Annotated in this window: 12 protein-coding genes, 3 tRNA genes and 2 pseudogenes; 11 read left to right on the top strand and 6 right to left on the bottom strand. The window is 65.7% G+C overall.

Annotated elements, in window-relative coordinates; all coding sequences use genetic code 11:
• Positions 1-75 precede the first annotated feature (75 nt).
• Entirely contained in the window at positions 76-921 is an 846-nt protein-coding gene (locus ACZ5R1_RS13840) for a glycine betaine ABC transporter substrate-binding protein (protein ID WP_371099721.1), read from the top strand.
• A gap of 42 nt (positions 922-963) precedes the next feature.
• Here ACZ5R1_RS13840 and folD read toward each other — a convergent pair whose 3' ends face one another.
• Positions 964-1,818 (bottom strand): bifunctional methylenetetrahydrofolate dehydrogenase/methenyltetrahydrofolate cyclohydrolase FolD, encoded by an 855-nt coding sequence (folD, locus tag ACZ5R1_RS13835; RefSeq protein WP_007162183.1) that lies wholly within the window; start codon positions 1,816-1,818, stop codon positions 964-966.
• A 247-nt stretch (positions 1,819-2,065) separates the two neighbouring features.
• Between folD and ACZ5R1_RS13830 the strand changes: the two genes are divergently transcribed.
• From ACZ5R1_RS13830 to ACZ5R1_RS13820, 3 genes are all read left to right on the top strand, one after another.
• Positions 2,066-2,142, top strand: a tRNA-Arg gene (locus tag ACZ5R1_RS13830).
• 35 nt (positions 2,143-2,177) lie between these two features.
• Positions 2,178-2,253, top strand: a tRNA-His gene (locus tag ACZ5R1_RS13825).
• Positions 2,254-2,304: 51 nt separating this feature from the next.
• Positions 2,305-2,389: transfer RNA gene (locus tag ACZ5R1_RS13820), tRNA-Leu, on the top strand.
• 95 nt (positions 2,390-2,484) lie between these two features.
• On the opposite strand, the gene ACZ5R1_RS13815 is transcribed toward ACZ5R1_RS13820, so the two are convergent.
• The 3 genes from ACZ5R1_RS13815 to ACZ5R1_RS13805 form a co-directional block, all read right to left on the bottom strand.
• A complete protein-coding gene (locus ACZ5R1_RS13815) occupies positions 2,485-2,667 on the bottom strand; it encodes a hypothetical protein (protein WP_007162184.1) in 183 nt (60 codons plus the stop codon).
• Between the two features lie 177 nt (positions 2,668-2,844).
• A complete protein-coding gene (locus ACZ5R1_RS13810; RefSeq protein WP_007162185.1) occupies positions 2,845-2,973 on the bottom strand; it encodes a hypothetical protein in 129 nt (42 codons plus the stop codon).
• Between the two features lie 76 nt (positions 2,974-3,049).
• The gene (locus ACZ5R1_RS13805) at positions 3,050-3,253 is read right to left on the bottom strand and encodes a hypothetical protein (protein ID WP_007162186.1); all 204 of its coding nucleotides are present in this window, start codon (positions 3,251-3,253) and stop codon (positions 3,050-3,052) included.
• 165 nt (positions 3,254-3,418) lie between these two features.
• Here ACZ5R1_RS13805 and ACZ5R1_RS13800 point away from each other — a divergent pair, with 165 nt between their 5' ends.
• From ACZ5R1_RS13800 to ACZ5R1_RS13770, 7 genes and pseudogenes are all read left to right on the top strand, one after another.
• Positions 3,419-3,781, top strand: coding sequence for a hypothetical protein (locus tag ACZ5R1_RS13800; protein ID WP_007162187.1), 363 nt, complete (start codon positions 3,419-3,421; stop codon positions 3,779-3,781).
• A 117-nt stretch (positions 3,782-3,898) separates the two neighbouring features.
• Positions 3,899-4,684, top strand: a complete 786-nt coding sequence (locus ACZ5R1_RS13795; protein ID WP_027597679.1) for a sulfite exporter TauE/SafE family protein — start codon at positions 3,899-3,901, stop codon at positions 4,682-4,684.
• 142 nt (positions 4,685-4,826) lie between these two features.
• A pseudogene (locus tag ACZ5R1_RS13790) lies at positions 4,827-6,647 on the top strand (PAS domain-containing protein); the annotation flags it as partial.
• Positions 6,648-6,725: 78 nt separating this feature from the next.
• Positions 6,726-7,301, top strand: a complete 576-nt coding sequence (locus ACZ5R1_RS13785; protein WP_464713285.1) for a methyl-accepting chemotaxis protein — start codon at positions 6,726-6,728, stop codon at positions 7,299-7,301.
• Entirely contained in the window at positions 7,298-8,767 is a 1,470-nt protein-coding gene (locus ACZ5R1_RS13780) for a chemotaxis protein CheW (RefSeq protein ID WP_464712407.1), read from the top strand. The genes ACZ5R1_RS13785 and ACZ5R1_RS13780 overlap by 4 nt, the downstream gene beginning before the upstream one ends.
• Before the next feature lie 249 nt (positions 8,768-9,016).
• Positions 9,017-9,739, top strand: a pseudogene (locus ACZ5R1_RS13775) (PAS domain-containing protein); the annotation flags it as partial.
• Positions 9,740-9,787: 48 nt separating this feature from the next.
• The gene (locus ACZ5R1_RS13770) at positions 9,788-10,330 is read left to right on the top strand and encodes a methyl-accepting chemotaxis protein (RefSeq protein ID WP_371099719.1); all 543 of its coding nucleotides are present in this window, start codon (positions 9,788-9,790) and stop codon (positions 10,328-10,330) included.
• A gap of 2 nt (positions 10,331-10,332) precedes the next feature.
• On the opposite strand, the gene ACZ5R1_RS13765 is transcribed toward ACZ5R1_RS13770, so the two are convergent.
• Both ACZ5R1_RS13765 and ACZ5R1_RS13760 read right to left on the bottom strand, forming a co-directional pair.
• Positions 10,333-10,938, bottom strand: a complete 606-nt coding sequence (locus ACZ5R1_RS13765) for a histidine phosphatase family protein (RefSeq protein WP_464712406.1) — start codon at positions 10,936-10,938, stop codon at positions 10,333-10,335.
• A 5-nt stretch (positions 10,939-10,943) separates the two neighbouring features.
• A complete protein-coding gene (locus ACZ5R1_RS13760) occupies positions 10,944-12,113 on the bottom strand; it encodes a GAF domain-containing protein (RefSeq protein WP_464712405.1) in 1,170 nt (389 codons plus the stop codon).
• Positions 12,114-12,480 lie beyond the last annotated feature (367 nt).

Genomic DNA, 12,480 nt, shown 5'->3' with positions numbered 1-12,480 from the left:
GCCATCTTGCATTGCCCGAATGATGGGGGTGGGGCAACCGCCCGACTTCCATAGCGAGAGGACTGCTGCATGAGCATGGTGAAGAAACTGTTGGGAATAGGACTCGGTGTTGCGCTGACCTCGGCCATGAGCCTGGCCCAGGCGGCCAAGCCGGAAATCACCATCGGCTATGTCGATGGCTGGGCCGATAGCGTGGCCACGACCCATACCGCAGCTGAAGTGATCCGCCAGAATCTGGGCTATGAGGTCAAGCTCATGCCGGTCGCCGCCGGCATCATGTGGCAGGGGGTCGCGCGCGGCAAGCTCGACGCCATGCTCTCCGCCTGGTTGCCGGTCACTCACGGCGCCTACTACGAGAAGATGAAGGACCAGGTGGTCGATCTGAACGTCAATACCCCCGATGCCAAGATCGGTCTGATCGTGCCGGAGTACGTCAAGGCCAACAGCATCGCCGATCTGCAGGCGCAGAAGGCCGACTTCGGCGGCCGGATCGTCGGTATCGACGCCGGTGCCGGGGTCATGCTCAAGGCCGACCAGGCGATCAAGGACTACGGTCTGGACTACAAGCTGGTGGCCAGTTCGGGCAGCGGCATGATCGCCGAGCTGACCCGGGCGGAAAAGGACCAGAAGCCGGTCGTGGTGACGGGCTGGGTACCGCACTGGATGTTCGCCAAGTGGAAGCTCAAGTTCCTCGAAGATCCCAAGGGCGTGTTCGGTGGCTCCGAGCATGTGGACACCGTGGCCAACCCGGCCCTGGAAGCCAAGGCCAAGCCGGTCTGGGATTTCCTGAAGAAATTCGCCTGGCAGCCGGGTGAGGTGAACGAGGTGATGCTGGCCGTGGAAGAAGGCAAGAAGCCGGAAGAGGCCGCCAAGGCCTGGATCGCTGCCCATCCGGATCGCGTGAAGTCCTGGCTGCCCTGAGGGTTGGCCGAATGAAGAACGGGCCCCGCGGGGCCCGTTTTGCTAGCTGTGCAGCTGCTCGGCCGCGTACAGCGTGTTCTCCAGCAGGCAGGCCCGCGTCATGGGGCCGACGCCACCCGGGACCGGGGTGATCCAGCTGGCGCGTTCGCAGGCGCTTTCGTATTCGACGTCGCCGACCAGGCGGCCATCGGCCTGACGATTGATGCCGACGTCGATGACGATGGCGCCGGGCTTGATCCATTCACCCTTGACCAGTCCGGGCTTGCCCACGGCAACCACCACCAGGTCGGCCTGGCTGACATGGTGCTCGAGGGAGCGGGTGAACCTGTGGGTCACGGTGGTGGTGCAGCCGGCCAGCAGCAATTCCAGCGCCATGGGGCGGCCGACGATATTGGAGGCGCCGACGACCACCGCATCCAGACCATAGAGGTCGACGCCGGTGCTGTGCAGCAGGGTCATGATGCCCTTGGGCGTGCAGGGGCGCAGCTGGGGATTGCGCTGCGCCAGCCGGCCCAAATTGTAGGGGTGGAAGCCGTCCACGTCCTTGTCGGTGCGGATGCGCTCCAGCAACCCGGTGGCGTCCAGGTGGGCGGGGAGGGGCAGTTGCAGCAGGATGCCGTCGACGCCGGTGTCGTCATTCAGACGATCGATCAGGGCTTCCAGCTCGGCCTGGCTGGTAGTGGCCGGCAGGTCATGGGCATAGGAGTCGAAACCGACCTCTTCGCAGTCCTTGCGCTTGTGCGCCACATAGACGCGCGAGGCGGGATCGTCGCCGACCAGGATGACGGCGAGGCCAGGGGCGCGCAGTCCGGCGCTACGACGTTGAGAGACTCGCTGGGCAATATCCTGGCGCAGGCGGGCGGCAATGGACTTGCCGTCGATCAGTTGGGCGGTCATGGGCGATTTCTGGTGGTGACGGAAAAGGGTCGGCTATTTTCGCATGGACGGGCCCGCTCGCAACAGAGAAGCCTCTGCGGCGGCTAACTCATTCTTCTGCTTAAAAATTTTTAAAAAATTAGTTGACGGACCTGCACGAGCTTTATAACATTCGCCCCGCTTGCCGAGCACAGCCCAAGTCACTGACAAGGGCCAGGCAAGAGGCTTCTCACCAAGGAAGTCTCTGCTAGGGCAGCTGCCGTAACAGGCGCCCGTAGCTCAGCTGGATAGAGCATCCGCCTTCTAAGCGGATGGTCGCAGGTTCGAGTCCTGCCGGGCGCGCCATTGGCGGTTCGGCGACGGCAAGCAGGTAAGATATGGTGGGCGTAGCTCAGTTGGTAGAGCACAGGATTGTGGCTCCTGGTGTCGTGGGTTCGATTCCCATCGTCCACCCCATATTTAGCGAACGCCAGACCTTGTGTCTGGCGTTCGTGTTTCAAGCGTCTCGCGGACGTGGTGGAATTGGTAGACACACCAGATTTAGGTTCTGGCGCCGCAAGGTGTGAGAGTTCGAGTCTCTCCGTCCGCACCAATCAAGATGCACAGCAAAAGACCGGCCCAGTGCCGGTTTTTTTGTGCCCGCGATTTAGCGGGCGGCCAGAGGATCGCTAGCGCCGGCGCCGGACCTCAGTGCAGATGCCGCAGCAGCGGCGCGCAGAGGGCGAAGGCCAGCGAAGTGCCGAACAGCAGGGCCCGGGTCCAGCGTTGCGCGGTGCGCCTGTGGCACACGGGCGGCGGCGAGCCTGCCGTGGCGGACTGATCGATGGCGCTATCGAACAGGGTGATCGAGCGGGTCAATTGGGTTCGCATGATCCGACCTCTTGCCGTATGCACTAATTGTTATTGGCACCTTCAAGATAATGCGCTGGGCGGGTAATGCAAGCTGCCTGGAGAGCCCGGACGAGTGGCGGCGGCGCCGCTGGCCGCGCAGCCGGTCAAGGACGGCCGCGCCTCGGGGCGGATCAGGCGGGTGGTGGCGACCAACGGTCAGTTGAGTGTTGAGGTCAGCAGGAAGAAGGCGCCGCCGAGGGCTCCGCCACTGATCAGGACCAGGCTGATCAAGGCGCCGCCCACGAACTGGGCGATGTCGTCACTGATTTCGTATTCCGCTTTCATGCTGGGCTCCAGAAGGTAGATGCCGCTACAGATAGCAACCGCGCGTTACAGCGCGACGACACCGGTCGCATCAAGGCTAGCTGTTCGCCCAGTTCAGCCAGAGCGTCTGTTCTTCGCTGAGCTGACCCACTTCGCGCAGCGCCTGTTCCAGGTCTTCGCGAACCCGGCGCTTGAGATCGGCGTTGAGATCGACCTGGGCGCTCTCCGCCAGCCGATCGGCGAGCGAGAGATCCGCACTGAGCTGGCGCAGGCGGGGCCCGATGAAATCCTTCTGCTGCATGAGCCGCTCCTATCTCCTGACGCTTCGGAGTGTGGCATGGGGGAGCTTCGACTGAACACAGGTGGGAAAAATATTGTCTGACTTGATTGGTCAAAAGTCGGACTTTCGGCAGCTCATGTCGTTTTCAGGTCCGAGATGTCAGCTTTATAGAGGGAAGAACAGATCATGAGCGGGAATTCGACGCGCAAGTTGCTGGTGCTGACCGCAGGTTTCGGCCTGCTGGTGATCGCCGCGGTGGCCACTACCCATCGCAGCGACTCGACCGGCAGCGAGCCGGCCGTGGTGGCCACCACCACGCCGCCGGTAGCGGCCCATGCACCCACCACGGGTACCCATCCCGTCGCCGACGAACACAAGCAGGATCTCGCGAGCTTCCTGGCCCAGGCGGCCCTGACGCCGTGCGGGTCCACCCTGCCAGCGACCATCACCGACCCTGCCTGTCGCGCCGCCATCGAAACCCATGCGCGGCGCGCCGGCTATGGCGACGACGAGGTGGCGGCCTATCTGAATGCCCACCAGGGCCGATGATCCCCTGGTTTAGCGTTTTCGGTTATAAGCAAAGACTCTTTTCATATAGGTCGGCATAACCTGAGTGGTTATCCTGTGCGGCCGCAAGATGAGCCGACAACGGCAATTGGGGCTGTAATGGAAGTAGGGTCGATGGGCTTCGTGGTCGCGGGGCTGGTGGTTGGCTTCATCGTCGGCATGACAGGGGTGGGCGGTGGCTCGCTGATGACGCCCATCCTGCTCTGGTTCGGGATCAATCCGGCCGCAGCGGTGGGGACCGATCTGCTCTATGCCGCCATCACCAAGGCGGGCGGCGTCTTCGTCCACCAGCGCAATAGCAACATCGACTGGAAGGTGACCGGTTGGCTGGCCGCCGGCAGCGTGCCCGCGGCGGCCCTGACGCTGCTCGCCCTGGCCCTGCTACCCGGTGATCAGCAGGCGACCAATACACTGATCAAGCATGCCCTCGGCATCGTGTTGCTGCTGACGGCCCTGGCCATCCTGTTCAAAAAGCAGATCTTCGTCTTTGCCAGCCGCCATGCCGGCGACAGATTCCACCTGAGCGCCGGGCGGCTCAATGCCCTGACGGTCCTGACCGGCGCGGTACTGGGCTTCATGGTGACCCTGACCTCCATCGGCGCGGGTGCCCTGGGTACGGTGGCGCTCTTTCTCCTATATCCGCTGATGGCGACCCGGCGTCTGGTCGGCACCGAGATCGCCCATGCGGTCCCCCTGACACTGGTGGCAGGGCTGGGACACGCCGGCCTGGGCAATCTGGACTGGCATGTCCTGGGCTTTCTGTTGCTGGGTTCGCTGCCGGGCATCTTCCTGGGCAGTCATCTCTCCGGACGGGTACCGGACGCTGTCCTGCGGCCCTGCCTGGCGGTCATGCTGCTGGTCATAGGCACCAAGCTGGTGGTCTGAGCCTAGATGGAAAACTTAAGGTCGTTCATCGGACGACCACTGGCGATCCGCTAGTGCAAAACATCTCTAGGATAGGCGGTATTAAAACTGTTATCGCGATTGCCGATAACCTGATCGCCGAGTCCTTTCCTGGAGCTGTCCCATGTCCTCCGCCACTGCCGAATTCGCCGCTGTTGACGATGCCTCTGCCTATCACGCGCTGCGCCAGGCGCTGGACCGCTCCCTGGCGGTGATCGAATTCGATCTGCAGGGCAATGTGCTGCACGCCAACGACAACTTCCTGGAGACCTTCGGCTATCGTCTCGAGGAGATCAGTGGGCGGCATCACCGGCTGTTCTGCCCGCCCGGGGTAGCGGAAAGCGATGACTATCAGGATTTCTGGGCAACGCTGGGGCGCGGCGATTTCCATAGCGGTGTCTATCGCCGCAGGCACAAGGACGGCAGCCTGAGGTGGATCCGCGCCACCTACAATCCGTTGCTGGATGCGCAAGGGCGCCCGCAGCGCATCATCAAGTTCGCCACCGACATCACCGAGACGCGCCTGCAGGCGGTCGAGTACGAGGGCAAGATCGAGGCGATCCATCGTTCCCAGGCGGTGATCGAATTCGATCTGCAGGGCAACGTGCTCTGGGCCAACGACAATTTCCTCGGCATGACCGGCTATGCGCTGGACGAGCTGCGCGGGCGTCATCACAGCCTGATGTGCCCGGCCGACTATGCGCGCTCGGCGGAATACGCCCTGCTGTGGAATCGCCTGGGGCAGGGCGTCTTCGATACCGGCGTCTACAAGCGCATCCGCCGCGATGGCCGGCCGATCTGGATCCAGGCCACCTACAACCCCATCCTCGACAGCGACGGTAGGCCCTACAAGGTAGTGAAGTTCGCCACCGATGTCACCGATGCGCAACTGCAGGCCGCGGAGTTCGAAGGCAAGATGGCCGCCATCGATCGTGCCCAGGCGGTGATCGAATTCGATCTGCACGGCAATATCCTGACCGCCAACGAGAATTTCCTGTCGGCCATGGGTTACAGCCTGGACGAGGTGCGCGGCAAGCATCACCGGATCTTCTGTGAACCCGAGCTTGCCCGCTCACCGGGCTATCGGCTGTTCTGGGAGAAGCTCGGCCGCGGCGACTTCGATACCGGGCTGTACAAGAGACGCGCCAGCGACGGCCGCCAGGTGTGGATCCAGGCCACCTACAACCCCATCCTCGATGCCGAGGGCAAGCCCTACAAGGTGGTCAAGTTCGCCAGCGACGTCACCGAGAGTCAGCTGCGCAACAGCGACTACGAAGGCAAGGTGGCGGCCATCGACCGCTCCCAGGCCATCGCCGAGTTCTCCCTCGACGGCACGGTAATCACCGCCAACCGCAACTTCCTGCTGGCCCTGGGTTACCAGGCCGATGAAGTGGTGGGCAAGCACCACCGCATCTTCTGTCCCGACGACTATGCCCGTTCCGCGGAGTACCGGCTGTTCTGGGATAAATTGGCGCGGGGCGAGTTCGACGCCGGGGTGTACAAGAGACGCAACAGCCGGGGCGAGGAGATCTGGATCCAGGCCACCTACAACCCGATCTTCGACGCCGACGGCAAGCCGTGCAAGGTGGTGAAGTTCGCCGTGGACATCACCGAGAGCCAGATTCGCAACAGCGACTATGCGGGCAAGGTGGCGGCCGTCGACCGCGGCCAGGCGGTGATCGAATTCGACCTGACCGGCAAGATCCTCGAAGCCAACCGCAACTTCCTGGCGACCCTGGGTTATCGCCTGGAAGAGATCCGCGGCCAGCATCACCGCATCTTCTGCGAGGCGGAGCACGTCGCCTCCGGCGAATACCGCGAGTTCTGGGCGCGGCTGGCCCAGGGCGAGGTGTTTGGCGGACGCTTCATGCGGCTGAGCAAGTTCGGCCAGCGCATCTGGATCCAGGCCACCTACAACCCCATCTTCGACGCCGACGGTCAGGTGCACAAGGTGGTGAAGTTCGCCACCGATATCACCCGCCAGGTGGAGCTGGAGCAGCACCTGCGGCAGAAGATCGAGCAGATGAATCTCTCGCTGCATGCCCTGACCCGCTCCATCAACCAGATCGCCGAGACCACCGACGACGCCAACCGCATGGCCCGACGCACCCTGGAGGAAGCCGAACGCGGCTCCCTGACCCTGGGCCGCTCGCTGGACGCCATGGAGGCCATAGGCGCCACGGCCGGGGGCATCCAGGACATCGTCCAGGTGATCAGCGACATCGCCAACCAGACCAACATGCTGGCCTTCAACGCCGCCATCGAGGCGGCCCGTGCCGGCGAGCACGGACTGGGCTTCTCGGTGGTGGCCGACGAGGTGCGCAAGCTGGCCGAGAAGTCGTCCCAGGCGACCAAGGAGATCAACAAGCTGATCCTGGAGTCGGTCAAGAGCATCGCCCAGGGCAGCGAGATCTCGCGCAGCGTGGGCGAGGCCTTTGGCCTGATCGCCGAAGGGGTGGGCAAGACCCAGCAGTCCATCGAGGCCATCAACGGCTCCACTGCGGCCCAGCTCGAGGATGCGGCGCGGGTCAATCAACTGATCCAGGAGCTGGACGCGGCCACCACGCTCACGCCGGTGACCGGGGGAGCGCGATCGTGACCGCGACCCAGGGCGTCGTGCGGATCGGCGAACTGGAAGTCGCCCTGTCCGCCCAGGCCCTGGAACGCGTGGTGCCCTGGCCGGAGCGCCTGGCCCCTCATCCAAGTCCGGTGCCCTGGCTGCTCGGCCTCTTCGAGCTGGGCGGCCAGCCGCTGCCGCTGGTGGACGGTCATCGCCTGCTGGGGCTGCCGGAGGGCGAGGGCGAGCGGCGGATCGCCGTGATCCGCCAGGGCGATGGACGCTTCGGCCTGGCCATCGATGGCGTGGTGGATCTCCTCGGTCTGGCGGATGACGTCATCGTACGGTTGCAAGGGGCGCCTGGACGCCTGCTGGGGCGGGTGTACCTGCGCCCGGACAGCGGTCGGCTGGTGCATCTGCTGGACCTGGACGCCCTGGCCGCCTTGCCGGGCTTCGAGGTCAGTGCCGACGTGCCGTCGACGCGGCAGCAGGTTGCCCGCGGCAAGGAAGGGGAGCGCCTCTATCTGCTGTTCGAGTGCGACGGGCGCCGCCTGTGCCTGGACGCGGCGGTGGTGCAGGAGCTGGTGGATCGACCGCAACTGACCCCCAGCGAATTCGCCAGCGACAGCTGTCGCCACCAGGTGCAGCTGCGGGGCCAGGCCCTGCCGGTGCTGGAGCTGTCCGAGCTGCTCGGCCTGGCCACGCCGGCGAACGGTCACCATGAGCAGCTGCTGGTGCTGGCGGCGGGCGACCAGGGTCAGTATCGGGTCGCCTTCGGCTTCCAGCGGCTGCTCGGCATGTGGCGCCGGGATCCGGCGCAATGCGCGCCACTGCTGGGCTTTGGCCTGGAGCAGCCGGGGCTGTTGCGTGGGGTATTCAGCGCCGCTGATGGCGAGGCGGCGATCGTGATCGATCACCTGGCCCTGGGGTGCCAGGAGGCGGCGGTCGCCTATGCGCGGATCTATCGCACCGATCGCGACCTGTTGCGCGAAGAGCGCCGCCAGGTGCGACGTCAGCCGTGCCTGACCTTTCTCGCCGAACTGCTGTTCGCCGTACCGCTGGAGCAGGTGGCCGAGGTCCTGCCGCTGCCGGCGCACTTCCTGCGCCTCGGTCAGCGGGATCCGCGGCTGCTGGGGGTGATGGAGGTCCGCGGCCAGCAGATCACCCTGGTGTGCCTGCGCACCCTCGCCGGCGCGGTGGCGGTCGCTCCCGGCCCCGGCGATCAGGTGATCGTGGTGGAAGGGCAGCGCCAGCGCCTGGGCTTCGTGGTGCAGCGGGCGGAAGCCATCGAGGCCTTTACCGAATTGCGCGCCGATGCCCTGGCGCGCAGCTGGCAACTGCCCGGGGAGGGCGGCGCGGTGCCGGCGCAGCGGGCGCAGAGCTGGGTAGGGGTAGGGGCTCCGGGCAACAGTCGCCAGGCGACCCTGATCGACCTCGGCGCCCTGGCGCGGCGCCTGGAAGGCCAGCCACGCCAGACCCTGCCGGAGCCCTTGGCCGCGGCGATCTGACCTACCGCCTGTCGTTTCGCCGAGCGGTCGGGTAACGGATCGCCGGCACTCTGGTCCGGCCCCGCCGGACGTCATCATCGAAGCGGCAGCGGCAGGCTAGAGCCGCTCGGGTTTTCCCTCCAATGCCAGGCCGGGCGCGCGATCGGCGCTGTTGTTGCCGGCTCGGGAGCCAGGCGTTCATCAGCACCCGGTCAAGAAATCCCGCGGCGCGTCGAACCAGAGAAAGACACAACTTTCCTGGGTGATCCCATGTTCAACGCCGCACTCAAACGTCGCATCGCCGATCTCGAAGCCGAACTGTCCGAGCACCGCCAGGTGAGCGCGGCCTTCCATCAGGATTCTCTGCATCTGCTGCTGGACGCCCAGGGCCGGATCGAGGATTTCAACGAGAACTTCGCGCTCTGCCTGGGCTACGCCCCCGGCAGTCTGACCGGGCGCAATCTGGACGACATCATTCCGGACTACGTGAAGAAGCTGGTCTGCTACGGCGACCTGAAACGCAGCTTCAGCGAAGGCCGCCAGGCCAGTGGCATCTATCGGCTGCTGCGCGGAACGGGCGGCGTCGCCTGGCTCTATGCGATCTGGACGCCAGTGCGCGATAGCCAGGGCCAGGTCAAGCAGATCCGCTGCTATGCCTATGACCGTACCGAGCAGGTGGAGACCTCCACCGAACACTCGGGCATCATCAATGCGCTGCTGAGATCCACTGCGGTGATCGAATTCAACCTGTCCGGCGAGGTGCTGACCGCCAACGAGCGCTTCCTGCAGGGCATGGGCTATTCGCTGGCGCAGATCGTCGGCAAGCACCACCGGATGTTCTGCAGCCGTGAAGAGGCCGAGTCGGCCGACTATCGCGCCTTCTGGGAACGGCTCAATCGCGGCGACTACGTGGCCAGCCGCTTCAAGCGCATCGACAGCCATGGCCGTACCGTCTGGCTGGAAGCCTCATACAACCCGGTACTCAACACCCGTGGCGAGCTGTACAAGGTCATCAAGTTCGCCACCGTCATCACCGATCAGGTGGAACAGGAACTGGCGGTGGCCGAGGCCGCGCGGGTCGCCTTCGACATCTCCCAGACCACCGACGAAAGCGCCCGCCAGGGCGCGGCGGTGGTGCAGGACACTGTCGCGGTGATGACCCGCATCGCCGACGAGATCCAGGTCGCCGCCAATGGCATCGAGGACCTCGGCAAGCAGTCGCTGGTGATCAGCGCCATCGTCAAGACCATCAGCGGCATCGCCGAGCAGACCAATCTGCTGGCGCTCAACGCCGCCATCGAAGCCGCCCGGGCCGGCGAGCAGGGGCGCGGCTTCGCGGTGGTGGCGGACGAGGTCCGGCAACTGGCCGGGCGCACCAGCAAGGCCACCGAGGAGATCGTCGGCGTGGTGCAGCAGAACCAGCAACTGGCGCAGACGGCGGTCAGCAACATGGCCGCCAGCCGCCAGCAGGCGGAGCAGGGGCTGCACCTCGCCAGCAACGCCGGGGTGCGCATCACCGAGATCCAGGAGGGCGCCCGCCAGGTGGTGGGCGCGGTCAGCCAGTTCGCCCGCCGGCTGAGTTAAGGCTAGGCGTCCCAGCCGGGGGCGCTGTACCACGCATAATCGGCCGCATCCAGCTCCAGCCAGCGGCCCTGGTGGATGACCATCCGGGTCGCCACCTCCGGGCTGGCCAGGCCGAGGGCCACCAGCAGGCTGCGGATCAGGGCGCCATGGGCCACCAGCAGGGTGGGACCCTGGAGTTCCTCCAGCAGGGGGCGCACCCGTTCGGCGGCATCGGCATAGCTTTCGCCACCGGGCACCCTAAAGGTATAGGGCTCGGCCATGCGCCGGGCGTGCTGCTCGGGATAGCGCTGGGCGATGGTCGGCATGTCCAGGCCTTCCCAGTCGCCAAAGGCCTTTTCCGCCAGACGCGCATCGCGGCCCAGGCTGAGTGGCGCACCGGGCAGCTGCGCCAGGATCAGATCGAGGGTTTCGCTGGCGCGTTGCAGCGGACTGCTCAGGCAGGTGAAGCGAGAGACGTCGAGGCGTTCGCGCAGGGCCAGGCCCACGGCCTCGGCCTGGGCCCGGCCACGGGCGTTGAGCGGTATGTCCTGGCGACCCTGCAGGCGGCCGCTGGCATTCCAGTCGGTTTCGCCGTGACGGATCACCAGCAAGGGAGCGGGGAAGGGCAAGGGCATCAGTCCAGGGCAGTGGGTAGGGTGAGGATGAAGCGCAGACGGCCGTTTTCCTGGCGCGCGACCAGGCTGCCGCCATGGCCGCGGGCGACTTCCTGGGCGAGGTAGAGGCTCAACTCCAGGCGGGCGGGCTGTTCAGGCGTGGCCTCGGTCAGCGCCGGCTGGAACACCTGGCTGAGGCTGCCGGGATCCACCACGGCGGTGCGGCTTTCCACGGCGAGGCGATAGCAGCGTTCGTCGAGCTCGCCGCGCAGCAGCAGGGTGCCGCCGGCAGGATTGCGGGACGCGACCCACTCCAGCAGCGCGCCCATGGCCTGCAGCAGGCGCGGCAGGTCGAGGCGCACCGCGGCGGGTAACTCCGGCAGCTCGCTGCCTAGGGTCTGGTCGGGAAAACGGGCCTGCAGCGTGGCGAGCAGGTTGGTCAGACGCTCGTTGACGCCCTCCACCAAGGTCAGTTTCAGCGGCAGGCCGTGGCCGAGACGCACACGGACGAAATCGGCGGCCGCAGCGCTGCGTTCGGCCAGGCGCTGGGCCTCGGCTTGCAAGCGCTGCGCCTGGGCGGCGTCCGCGGACGCCTCCTTGGCCAGCGCCTGCAGCGGACGCTGCAGATCCTCTTCCAGCAGCACCAGGAGCTGTTCGCGCAACGGCGTGAGATCGCGGTCGCCACGCGCACCGGGGCTCGCCTCGCGACGCTGTTCTTCCCGGGCGAGCAATTCCCCCAGCAGACGGGCGAAGCCGTCCAGGGTGTCGATCACCGGGCGCTGTTCCAGCCGCGGTGCGGGCTGGGGATCGAAGGCGCACAGCGTGCCGAAGAAGGTGCCATTGGGCCGGAACACCGGGACCGACAGATAGCTCTTCCAGCCATAGAGGCCGGGCGCCGGATGGTCGCAGTAAGTAGGGTTCTGGGTCACATCGCTGATGATCACGGCGTCGTGGGAGGAGCGCACGTGATTGCACAGGGTGGATTCGAGATCCAGTTCGGCGCCGGGTTGCAGGCCGAAGGCGATGCGATCCTCCACCGCGCAGGCGATCCAGCGCTGCTCGGTGACCTCGGCCACGGTGGCGACCCCGAGGCCGCTGATGTCGCAGACCACGCGCAGGAGCGCCGCGACGGAATCCAGGGACGTCAGCAGCTCGATGCTTTCGACGGTGCTGGAGGGTTGGCTGGGCATGGCGCGGTAGTTCTCTTACGGACAGGGCCTGAACGCTAGGCCAAGAGACGGCGGAGAGCAACCGTCAGGCCGCAGAGCCAACCGGGTAACCGGCCGATCGGCCGGGCTCGGCTAGCCGATCAGATCGGTGGCGTAGGCCAGCACCGTGAGGCAGAGCAGCAGTAACAGCAGGTTGGCCGGGGTAATGCTTTTCATTGGGGAGATCCTCTCACGCAAGGGCTATTCTTTGTCCAGGTACGCCTGGGACTGCCATGCCGGTGCTGGGGATCTCGGGGGGTGGAGCGGGTAGGTTCATCTCTGCGTCTCGATACTGCTGGCAAAGGACAGGACTCGGAACGCCACTGTCGCCGTTCGTTCAGCCGCCGGC

The sequence above is a fragment of the Pseudomonas sp. Pso3 genome (assembly GCF_055393275.1).
This window is presented reverse-complemented; position numbering and strand designations above follow the sequence as displayed.

Bases quoted from the DNA above. Each gene is read 5' to 3' on its own strand.
- folD (WP_007162183.1), bottom strand. From the start codon at position 1,818: ATGACCGCCCAACTGATCGACGGCAAGTCCATTGCCGCCCGCCTGCGC.
- ACZ5R1_RS13840 (WP_371099721.1), top strand. From the start codon at position 76: ATGGTGAAGAAACTGTTGGGAATAGGACTCGGTGTTGCGCTGACCTCG.
- ACZ5R1_RS13805 (WP_007162186.1), bottom strand. From the start codon at position 3,253: ATGCAGCAGAAGGATTTCATCGGGCCCCGCCTGCGCCAGCTCAGTGCG.
- ACZ5R1_RS13815 (WP_007162184.1), bottom strand. From the start codon at position 2,667: ATGCGAACCCAATTGACCCGCTCGATCACCCTGTTCGATAGCGCCATC.
- ACZ5R1_RS13795 (WP_027597679.1), top strand. From the start codon at position 3,899: ATGGAAGTAGGGTCGATGGGCTTCGTGGTCGCGGGGCTGGTGGTTGGC.
- ACZ5R1_RS13785 (WP_464713285.1), top strand. From the start codon at position 6,726: ATGAATCTCTCGCTGCATGCCCTGACCCGCTCCATCAACCAGATCGCC.
- ACZ5R1_RS13760 (WP_464712405.1), bottom strand. From the start codon at position 12,113: ATGCCCAGCCAACCCTCCAGCACCGTCGAAAGCATCGAGCTGCTGACG.
- ACZ5R1_RS13800 (WP_007162187.1), top strand. From the start codon at position 3,419: ATGAGCGGGAATTCGACGCGCAAGTTGCTGGTGCTGACCGCAGGTTTC.
- ACZ5R1_RS13810 (WP_007162185.1), bottom strand. From the start codon at position 2,973: ATGAAAGCGGAATACGAAATCAGTGACGACATCGCCCAGTTCGTGGGC.